Consider the following 11,356-nt stretch of genomic DNA (forward strand, 5'->3'; position numbering starts at 1 on the left):
AAATAATACTGACCAATTGATTATTGGTTGATGGAGCTGTGATATCTCTTGGTAGAAGGCCTTACGATAGATATCCATTGACGAATGTGAATATGTCCAAGACGCTCCAGTCAATTCAATGTGATTAAGTTGTCGAACCGCCGTATACGGAACCGTACGTACGGTGGTGTGAGAGGTCGATAATTGAACTAATCAATTATCTCCTACTCGATTCTATTTAATATGCCTAAACGAACTGATATTCATAAAATTCTCGTCATCGGATCTGGCCCTATTATTATTGGCCAAGCAGCTGAATTTGATTATTCCGGCACGCAGGCTTGTCTTGCCCTCCGCGAAGAAGGATACGAAACCATCCTTGTTAATTCTAATCCAGCAACAATCATGACTGATAAGGAAATTGCTGATCATGTCTACATCGAACCATTAACGGTTGACTCCCTCTCTCGAATTATCCGTCAAGAATATCCTGATGCAATTTTACCAACCCTTGGCGGACAAATCGGCCTCAACTTAGCTGTCTCCTTATCTAAAACTGGTCTCCTCGACGAATTAGGAATTGAACTTCTCGGAACTAAGCTGGATTCGATTGATGAAGCAGAAGACCGTGAAAAATTCAAGGAATTAATGAATGAGCTTGGTGAACCTGTTCCGGCTTCACAGACAGTTAATACTGTTGATGAAGCAGTCGAATTCGCACACCAATGCGGATATCCAGTAATCGTCCGTCCCGCCTTTACTATGGGTGGTACAGGTGGCGGGATCTGCCATAATGATGCAGAAATGCGTACTGTTGCCAAGAATGGCTTGGAATTATCCCCTGTCACCCAATGTTTAATTGAAAAGTCAATCGCGGGTTATAAGGAAATCGAGTTTGAAGTAATGCGGGATTCAGCTGACAATGTAATGGTCGTTTGTTGTATGGAAAACTTTGACCCAGTGGGAATTCATACCGGTGACTCCATTGTATTTGCCCCTAATCAGACCCTTAGCGACTGCGAATATCAGATGCTCCGTGATTGCGCGCTCAAGCTGATCCGTGCCCTCAAAATCGAAGGGGGATGTAACGTCCAACTAGCTCTTGATCCGCAAAGTTTCCAGTATAACGTTATCGAAGTTAATCCGCGGGTTTCCCGTTCATCTGCCCTTGCTTCCAAGGCAACCGGTTATCCAATCGCTAAAATGGCTGCTAAAATTGCGGTTGGCCTTACCCTCGATGAAATTAAGAATCCCGTTACCAAGACAACTTTTGCTGAATTTGAACCGGCACTTGACTATGTTGTCTGCAAAATTCCCCGCTGGCCGTTTGATAAGTTTACTCAGGCTGATCGACACCTGGGCAGCCAGATGAAAGCCACGGGAGAAGTAATGGCAATTGGTCGGACAGTTGAGGAAGCTCTCCATAAGGCTGTTCGTTCACTCGAAATTGATGAAAAAGACCTCTTTTCAGCAGAAGCTCATCATGCGCCAACAGATATGCTTGAAAAGAAGTTACGTTATCCCCAAGATGATCGGTTATTTTATTTAGCAGAAGCATTTCGGCGTGGATATTCCCTTAAGCAAACTCATGACTTAACTAAGATTTCCCCCTATTTCCTCGATATCGTCAAACACTTGGTGGAACTTGAAGACGATCTTAGTACCAAGCCATTTGATGCAGAAACACTGATAATCAGCAAAAAATATGGCTTTAGCGATGTAACAATTGCCCGCCTTTGGCATACTTCCCCACAAGAAGTTCGGAAATTCCGAAAACAGAATGAAATTCTCCCCGTATATAAGATGATCGATACCTGTGCTGCTGAATTTACTTCTTCAACCCCTTATTTCTACAGCGCATATGACCATGAAAATGAAAGCCAACGGACAAAGAAGCCATCTATCCTTGTCCTTGGTTCAGGGCCAATCCGGATCGGTCAAGGAGTTGAGTTTGACTATGCGACCGTTCATAGCGTTAAGGCAATTCAACGGGCTGGTTATGAAGCAATTGTCATCAATTCAAATCCAGAAACTGTTTCGACAGATTTCTCGGTCTCAGATAAACTCTATTTCGAGCCCCTCACGCTTGAAGATGTCCTAAACGTGATTGATCTCGAACAACCAGTAGGCGTGATCGTGCAATTTGGTGGACAAACAGCGATTAATTTAGCAGAAGGTATTGCTAAAAATGGGGTTAATATTCTTGGAACAACCGTTGACGACCTTGATGCTGCTGAAGATCGAGAAGTATTCGATAAAGTTATCACTGATCTAAATCTTAAGCAGCCAATCGGTTTAACCGCAACTACTCACTCTGCCGTTATCAAAGCGGCTAAAAAAATCGGCTATCCCGTTCTTGTTCGTCCAAGTTATGTTCTCGGTGGTAAGGCCATGGAGACTGTTTATAATCAAGAAGAACTGCAACAATACCTTCAACAAAACGCCTCCATTACTGCTGATCACCCTATTTTAATCGATGCCTACCTTGAAGGACGGGAATGTGAAGTAGACGCAATTTGCGATGGAAAAGACGTCCTTATCCCTGGAATTATGGAACATATTGAACATGCGGGCGTTCACTCGGGAGATTCAATGGCAGTTTATCCCCCACAACATTTTGATGATGACATTAAACAACAAATCGTTACTGCTACCGAAAAATTAGCAGTTGCTCTTAAATGTATTGGCATCATGAACATCCAATTTATTGTTCATAATCGTGAAGTGTACATCCTTGAAGTTAATCCGCGAGCTAGTCGAACAGTGCCATTCCTCAGCAAGATTACGGGAATCGAAATGGCCCAAGTTGCTACCAGAGTTATCCTTGGCCAGTCACTTGCTGATCAAGGTTTTACTAACGGTCTTTATCCAGAACCACAAACCATTCATGTTAAAGCTCCTGTCTTTAGTTTTAACAAGTTAGCGAACGTTGATTCTTATCTCAGTCCAGAAATGAAATCGACAGGCGAAGTGATGGGGACAGATACCACCTATGAAAAAGCACTTCATAAAGCCTTTTCTGGAGCACACGTTCAAGTCCCTAACAATGGCAAAATTCTCTTTACGATTGAAAATGGGGATGAAGAAGACATTCTCCCACTAGCAAAACGGTTCGCTCAGATTGGCTACCAAATTTTCACTACCCCACAAACAGCATCGCACTTTAAGGATAACGGCATTCACGTCCATCAAAAAATATCTAACATTGATGAACTCAACCGACTCTTAAAAGCCGGGCAAATCGATCTTGTTATCAACACTATGCGCCATGATTATGAACAAGATTCACTTGGCTTTCAGATCCGCCAAAGTACAATCGCGCAAAATGTTCCCCTCATGACTTCACTTGATACAGTCAATGCGTTGCTGCACGTTAAAGAAGATCAATCTTTGGAAGCCATCACAATTAAATAGATGAAACGATATTTAATTCTAGAAGATGGTACTGTCTATACCGGCGAGGGTTTTGGCGCTACCAAGGCAACTCTTGGTGAGGTTGTCTTCACAACAGGGATGGTCGGCTATCAAGAAGCAATTACCGATCAATCATTTGCCAATCAGATTTTAGTCTTTACCAATCCTCTCATCGGTAACTATGGGATTAATAGTGAAGATAACGAAACATTGTATCCCCAAATCAAGGGCATAATTTGTCATCATGTCGCTCGTGTTCCCAGCAACTGGCGCATGACTGACTCGCTCCCTAATTTCTTAGCAAAGCACCACATTCCTGGCCTCCAAGGAATTGATACACGTGAACTAGTCCGTAAGCTTCGTCAATATGGAACATTGCGCGGAATTATGACCGATAATGTTACCGATATCAAAGATAAGCTTGAACAGTTAAAACAAACTTCGCCAACCCAGAACATTATTAGCAAAGTATCTACTAAAGAATCCTACGCTAATCCGGGAACTAAGCGAACTGTAGTTGTTCTTGACTTCGGAATGAAAAATAGCATTCTCCGTGAATTAAATAAAAGAAACTGCAATGCAATTGTCCTTCCTTATAACGCCTCGATCAGTGAAATAATGGCGTTCAATCCAGACGGCATCCTCCTTTCGAACGGCCCTGGTGATCCACTTGAAATGACAACTATTGCGGAAACTGTCGCAGAATTAGAAAAACATGTGCCCATTTTCGGCATTTGCATGGGCCATCAAATCTTTGCCCTAGCTAATGGTGCTAAAACTTATAAGATGAAATTTGGTCACCGCGGTTTTAACCATCCTGTCCGTAATCTTAAAACAGGAAAAATCGCATTTACCTCTCAAAATCACGGTTTTGCGGTTGATCCATCCTCCATTGATGATACTGACCTCCAAATCACCCACCTTGAAGTGAACGATGGCACAGTTGAAGGACTCCAGCATTCAAAGTATCCTGCATTTTCCGTTCAGTTCCATCCAGACGCTGCGCCAGGACCCCACGATGCTGAACAGCTTTTTGATAAATTCATGGCATTAATTGACAGTAATAAGGAGGCCCTCACCTATGCCTAAATGAGTCAAGATGAGTCTGTCGTACTTAACCAAGACCAAGAAACTTCGACGAGTGGATTGCCAATTTTACCAAAGAGTACCATCTGGATGATTAACTTTGGTTTCCTTGGGGTTCAAATCGCCTTTACGTTACAAGGTTCACAAATGAGCCGGATCTTCCAAACAATTGGTGCTAATCCTAATAATTTGGGATGGTTCTTCTTACTTCCGCCACTTGCAGGATTGATCGTGCAGCCAATCATTGGTTATTATTCTGACCGAACATGGGCGCCAAAACTTGGTGGTCGGCGTCTCCCCTACCTGTTAATCGGGATGGTCATTGCCGTCATCGTTATGATTTTACTGCCTAATTCAGGAAGTTTTGGATTTGGATACGGTTCGTTAGCAGCCCTCTGGTTTGGGGCTATTACCGTCGCCTTCCTTGATCTTTCATCAAATATGGCGATGCAGCCATTTAAGATGATGGTTGGTGATATGGTTAACGATGATCAAAAGAGTTATGCATACGGGATTCAAAGTTTAATCTGTAATACCGGTGCCGTTTTAGCAGCCATTTTCCCATTCCTTTTGACATGGTGGGGTATATCAAACACTGCTAAAAAGGGTGTTGTTCCTCAATCAGTTGTAATTTCGTTCTACGTTGGCGCTGTTATTTTAGTCATCACCTGTCTCTTTACTATCTTCCGGGTTCACGAATATGATCCCGCAACTTATGCTCGTTACCATGGTATTTCAGAGGAAGACAATAAAAAAGGTGGAAACTGGTTTACCCTCTTAAAGCATGCTCCACGAGTATTTTGGAATGTCGCATTAGTTCAATTCTTCTGCTGGTTCTCTTTCCAATACCTTTCAACTTATGCGGTCGGGGCCATCGCTAAGAATGTTTGGTTAACAACGGATGCTTCTTCTGCTGCCTACCAAGCTGCCGGTAACTGGTACGGTGTTATGACCGCTGTTCAATCAATTGCAGCAGTTGTATGGTCATATGTTCTGGCTAAAGTTCCTAATAACCACCACAAAGCTGGCTATGCTTTCAGTCTTTTGCTTGGGGCTGTTGGATACACATCAATCTTCTTTATCCATTCACAAAACGCCCTTATCTTCTCCTTCGTTTTGATCGGAATTGCTTGGGCTTCAATGAACACCTACCCATTAACAATGGTTACAAATGCCTTATCTGGTAAACACATGGGTACTTACCTTGGCCTATTTAATGGTTCAATCTGTGTACCACAAATGGTTGCCTCACTACTTAGTTTTGGTCTCTTCCCATTACTTGGTAGTTCCCAAGTCAACATGATGCTTGTTACCGGTATTTCTGCTCTCTTAGGTGCAATTTCAGTTCTCTTTATCAAGGAAACTTACCAAGCCTAAATGAAGCCAACAATTAAAGATATTGCTCAACGGGCCCACGTTTCAACGGCCACTGTTTCTCGTGTTTTATCCAAAAAGGCGAAATCCTACCGTCCCGAAACCGCGGCTAAGATTGAAGCAATCGCTAAAGAACTAGGATACAAGAAAAACCTTGCAGCGGCTGAATTAGCTGCCAATAGTAGTATGTTAATTGCCGTTATCTTAAATAATACTCAAACGAATTTCTCAAATGATATCATCGCTGCTATTCAAGCAGAAACAGATAAAGCTGGTTACCAAATGTTTATTCTTTACGCTGGAAACCATAACGCCCGACTGCTTAATCAAGCAATTAGCGTTGCCCTCGAACGGCATGTTGCCGGCATTCTGCTAGTCGCAACCTCCCTCGACGAACAAGCAGCTCGCACCTTACAAGAAAGCAATACCCCTTGTCGGTTAGTATCGGTCTATGACGAAACTGATTCCCGATATATTGGATTTAAATTTACAAGTTCAAATAACGAGGAAATTGGTTATTCAGCCGCTAACTATTTAATTGAACGAGGACACTCACGGATTGGATTAGCCGGCATCGATCGTTCTTCAACCGGTAAGCAACGACTTCAAGGCTACCAACGGGCAATGACTGAACACGGATTAATCCCTCATATGGGATGGGTCGAATATGGGGATTACAGTTTTGGTCCTCAGCAAAATATGCTCAAAACACTAATGAATAAGAATCTTGACGCGATCATCACAGCTAGTGATATGGTGGCTGTGGGCATGATCAGAGAGGCTCATTTGCTAGGCCTTGATATTCCAAAAGACCTATCATTTATTAGTATCGATGGGACTTTTCTCTGTGATATTACCATCCCAACTATTACAAGCGTAACTCAGGACTTTTATCAAATGGGACTCATCGCAGTTAGGAGCCTATTGAACGATGATGACTCACAATTTATTCCAATCCATATCACACCGCGAAATAGCGTAAGACTCCTAGGCAAGAAACATTAGATGACACAAACTAAACAACATGAACAAGATGTTGATGTATGGGTTGGGAAACGATTCCCCCTCACAATTCGTCGCCTAGGCGTTAACGGGCACGGAATCGGCTACTATAAGCACAAGGTATGTTTTGTCCCTGGTGCCCTGCCAAATGAAGTCGTAGTCGCGGAAGTTACACGCGTTCTCCCACGCTATCTTGAAGCTAAAATTCACCGGATCCGGAAAAAGAGTCGGGATCGGGTAACGCCACGAGATGAGTACGCTGATATCGCTGGTGGTTTTGAACTTGAAAACCTCGCTTACCAACAACAATTAAAGTTTAAACGGCAAGTAATCATCGATAGTCTCGAAAAGTTTCAACCATACGGCTACCGTAATTACGATGTTCGCCCAACTATTGCAGCCCCTGAAGAATACGGTTACCGTAACAAGGCCCAGTTTCAAATCCGAATGGTCAATGGCAAAGTAGCAGCCGGTCTTTACCAGCCAAACAGTCATACCCTCGTTGATATGGAGACTTGTGCTGTTCAAATGCCCCGTACAATGGAGACAGTTCGAGCAGTTACGAAGATGATCGAAGACTTGCAAATCCCAGTTTATGATGAAAAGAACAATAGCGGTATCATCAAAACCTTAGCAGTCCGTGAATCATGGTCAACTGGGGAAGTCCAATTAACCTTCATTACTAATTCTGCTAAACTTCCTCACAAACGCGAATTGCTTGAACGCATTGAAAAAGAACTACCAGCAGTTGTTTCAGTTATGCAAAACGTTAACCCAGGTGATACACCCTTAATTTGGGGTGATAAAATGATCCACCTCGCTGGAAAAGATTCAATCCTTGAAAGCTTGATGGGACTCGATTTCAAACTCTCAGCACGTTCATTCTTACAACTAAATCCTGAACAAACAGAAGTGCTGTACGAAGAAGCTTCTAAAGCCCTTGAATTGGACAAAGATGATACCTTAATTGATGCATATGCCGGGATCGGGACAATCGGCCTTTCACTTGCATCGCGGGTAAAATCTGTTTGCGGAATGGAAATCATCCCCGAAGCGGTGGCTGATGCTAACGAAAATGCCAAGCTAAATAATATTACTAACGCTAAATATGAAGTCGGCAAAGCAGAAGAAGTTCTTCCCCGCTGGCAAAAAGAAGGACTCAACTTTGATGCCCTTGTTGTTGATCCTCCGCGAACCGGGTTAGATGACCAATTAATCAAGCAAATCTTAAAAGTTAAGCCGCGAAAGTTTGCCTACGTCTCATGTGGTATGGCTTCTCTTGCCCGTAATTTACGGCGGTTAACTAGTGTCTATCACGTTGACTACATTCAACCAATTGACATGATGCCCCAAACAGCACGCTGTGAGGCAGTCGTGAAATTATCATTACGAAACGGAAATAAAGAATAGTTGAAAATTGCTGCAATTGCCGGGTCAAATGCTAATCATTCATACAACCGGATGTTATTAGAATTTATTGCCCGTCATTTTAGTGATGATGATATTGATGTGATTGATATTCGTCAAGTGCCAATGTTTAATGAAAATTATAAGGGAAAGATTCCTGAGGTTGTTGCTGATATTGATCGTCGTGTTTCAAGCGCCGATGCTGTTATTATTGCCAGCCCAGAATACAACCACTCTGTTACCTCTGCTTTAAAGTGTGTAATTGAATGGCTTTCCTATGAAGTTCATCCATTAGAAAATAAGCCAGTCATGATCATCGGTGCTTCTACCCATGACCAAGGCTCATCCCGTTCTCAAGTTCAATTACGAGATATTTTGATCTCACCAGGTGTTAATGCTTATATTTTCCAAAACGAAGAGTTCTTTATGAGTGATGCCGATCATATCATTGATAAAGATGGTGACATTACTAACGAAACGACTATTCATTTCTTAGAAAAATGTATGCGTGAATTCAAACACTACGCCAAGGCAATCAATCGGATGGTTGCTGAAAAGAAGGAGGCGAAGAAGTAAATGAAAATCCTTGCTTTAGTTGGAACTAATGCCAATTTCTCATATAACCGGATTTTGCTTAAATACATGAAAAAGCACTTCCGTCAAATGGCTGATATTGAAATTGCTGAAATTAGCCAATTGCCACCATTTAGCGTTGATACCCCTCTTTCTGAACAAACAGAGGTATGGAAGTTAAAGCAAAAAGTTAAGGCTGCAGACGGAGTTATTTTCTCAACTCCTGAATATGACCATGGGATTCCAGCAGCCTTAAAGAGTACAGTAGAATGGCTTTCTTACAAGACTGATGTATTAAAACGCAAGCCAGTTATGGTTGTCGGTGTATCTTATGGACGCCAAGCTTCTGCAAGATCTCAAGTTCAAATGCGGCAGATTCTGGTTTCTCCTGATTGTGATGCTAACCTATTACCAGGAAATGAAGTTCTGATTGGTAATGCTAGTCATTCCTTCTCCAAAGACGGTCGGTTAATTAATGCCGAAGCACGTGATAACCTTGAAAACTGCTTTACCCATTTTGTGGAATACATTCAAATCTTTGAAAATGCAAATAAGGAGGGACTGGATATGTCCGTTAAACAACCAACGATCAGTGAAGCTTACATTAATTTCCCTACTGGTCGGTTGACATTAAAAGAAGTTCAACAAATCTTCAGTACAATCCCATTTGAAATTGACTTAATTGACAGTACTGACCATTTCGCATGGTTCTCTGACAAGCCAAATCGGGAACACGTTCGGAATGTAGCTTCTCTCGGGGAAACTGTTCAAGAATGTCATCCACCGTTGGCTGTTCCGGTTGTTATGAAGATTATTAACAGTTTCCGGAATGGTGAAAAAGACGTTGTTACCCGTCCATTATGGATGAATGGTCACCGTTCATTGATTCAATACTACGCTTTACGTGATGTTAATGGTCATTACCTTGGAACCATCGAATTTACTGGTAGTGTGGAATACATTCTTAACCTCTTCGAAAATGGTGCATGGAGTACTGATGGTAACACTGGTGCATCTAAGCATGAGGATGCTAATGACAACAGTGAAGAAGCTGACAGCGTTGATGCATCAACTGGTGCTTCAGAATCAAGTGATGATGATAACACCGACAATGCTAGTGAAGTGGTTACAACCCCAGCACCAGCAACAAACGATGATACTGATGCGGACGCTACAACAGGCGTATCAGATGCAGGCAGCGTAGACGCAAATGATGATGAGGCAGATGCTACAACAGGTGCATCCGAAAACTAGATGAATAATGAATTGATGGCGCAGCGGCATGTGATGACTCATCACGCTCTCGGAACTCGCATAAATTTAACGATTTTTGGCAACAAATACTTTTCATTGTTAAAGAAATCAATGGACCTAATTGACCACTATGAGGACCGATTAACGGTTAACCGTAATGAATCAGAAGTGATGTCGGTGAACCATGGTGCAGGGAAAACTCCGAAAATGGTATCGCCAACGACTTTTGACCTCATTGAGCTGGCAGTGAAATATAGTCGTGAAAACTTTGGCTTTAACGCTTTGATTGGCCCGTTAGTAAAATTATGGAAAATCGGTTTTGCAGGGGCGCACGTGCCAAGTGATGCTGAGATCAAAGAGCGGTTGAAGTTGATCGACCCTTATAAAGTATTGCTGAACCGAGAAGCACGGACGGTATATTTAGAAGAGCCGGGGATGGAATTAGACCTTGGCGGAATTGCGAAGGGCTATATTGCGGACCGTATTCGGGATCTTTGGATTGAAGCTGGAGTTCCCGCGGGAATTATCGACTTAGGGGGGAATCTCTTATTTGTTGGTAAGTCGCCACGGCGGGATGATGGGCAGTGGATCATCGGTGTGCAGGATCCGCAACTGCATCGAGGTGAAAATTTGGCAACTGTCCGCGAACCGGCTTGTTCGGCAGTTACATCTGGGATTTATGAACGATTTTTGATCAAAAATGGTCGTCGTTATCACCATTTACTAGATCCTCGGACTGGATACCCATTAGAGACTGATTTGAGCAGTGTGACTGTTTTCACTGATCAATCGGTAATGGGTGAAATTGAGGCTAAGCGACTCTTCTTCAATGGTGAACCAATCACAGGCTGGGAAGTGCGTCCTGGTAACCGTGGCGCTATCTTTATTCATAATGATGAATCAATGGTAAACGTTGGGCTGAATAAAAATTGATTTTTGTGTGCGCCCGGCATGGGTATTAGCTAGGCGGTGAGAGTCCGCTATGGGCCGTAGTAGTCGGAACCATGAGCTGAGGACAAGGGTGTCCACTGCGAGGTGGAATCTGAAGGAAGTCTAAGGCAAAGTATCGTTTAAAAGAAAAACGACCTCATCCCAAAATGAACAAGGTCGCCATGGTAGCTTGTATGAATAAAACTCTGAAATGTCTCTTATCCATGATTAAGCACCATGAAAAATACCACTATCGGTATACGGACTCAATGGTCCCTGTGAAGGCATAATCACCTCACAATTTTAATATACCACTAATTCTCGATTTTTGAAGAAG

8 protein-coding genes and 1 pseudogene are annotated in these 11,356 nt (G+C 42.6%); all 9 read left to right on the forward strand.

Annotation, left to right across the window (positions count from 1 at the left end):
• The first annotated feature begins 222 nt into the window (after positions 1 to 222).
• Positions 223 to 3,393, forward strand: coding sequence for a carbamoyl-phosphate synthase large subunit (gene carB, locus HHK02_RS10760; RefSeq protein WP_099979636.1), 3,171 nt, complete (start codon positions 223 to 225; stop codon positions 3,391 to 3,393).
• Positions 3,394 to 4,482, forward strand: coding sequence for a glutamine-hydrolyzing carbamoyl-phosphate synthase small subunit (gene carA, locus HHK02_RS10765; protein ID WP_098035477.1), 1,089 nt, complete (start codon positions 3,394 to 3,396; stop codon positions 4,480 to 4,482).
• The gene (locus HHK02_RS10770; RefSeq protein ID WP_003670307.1) at positions 4,483 to 5,856 is read left to right on the forward strand and encodes an SLC45 family MFS transporter; all 1,374 of its coding nucleotides are present in this window, start codon (positions 4,483 to 4,485) and stop codon (positions 5,854 to 5,856) included.
• The gene (locus HHK02_RS10775) at positions 5,857 to 6,858 is read left to right on the forward strand and encodes a LacI family DNA-binding transcriptional regulator (RefSeq protein ID WP_085719270.1); all 1,002 of its coding nucleotides are present in this window, start codon (positions 5,857 to 5,859) and stop codon (positions 6,856 to 6,858) included.
• Positions 6,859 to 8,265, forward strand: a complete 1,407-nt coding sequence (rlmD, locus tag HHK02_RS10780) for a 23S rRNA (uracil(1939)-C(5))-methyltransferase RlmD (RefSeq protein ID WP_085719271.1) — start codon at positions 6,859 to 6,861, stop codon at positions 8,263 to 8,265.
• Positions 8,266 to 8,838 carry an NADPH-dependent FMN reductase gene (locus tag HHK02_RS10785; protein WP_099979639.1) on the forward strand — a complete coding sequence of 191 codons (573 nt, stop codon included), beginning with the start codon at positions 8,266 to 8,268 and terminating at the stop codon, positions 8,836 to 8,838.
• Positions 8,839 to 10,089, forward strand: coding sequence for an NAD(P)H-dependent oxidoreductase (locus HHK02_RS10790; RefSeq protein ID WP_098046296.1), 1,251 nt, complete (start codon positions 8,839 to 8,841; stop codon positions 10,087 to 10,089). It begins immediately after the preceding gene.
• Positions 10,090 to 11,022, forward strand: a complete 933-nt coding sequence (locus HHK02_RS10795) for an FAD:protein FMN transferase (RefSeq protein ID WP_098046295.1) — start codon at positions 10,090 to 10,092, stop codon at positions 11,020 to 11,022.
• Positions 11,023 to 11,153: 131 nt separating this feature from the next.
• A pseudogene (locus HHK02_RS13265) lies at positions 11,154 to 11,309 on the forward strand (IS110 family transposase); the annotation flags it as partial.
• Between the last annotated feature and the right edge of the window lie 47 nt (positions 11,310 to 11,356).

Source organism: Limosilactobacillus reuteri (genome assembly GCF_013694365.1).
GTDB lineage: Bacteria > Bacillota > Bacilli > Lactobacillales > Lactobacillaceae > Limosilactobacillus > Limosilactobacillus reuteri_E.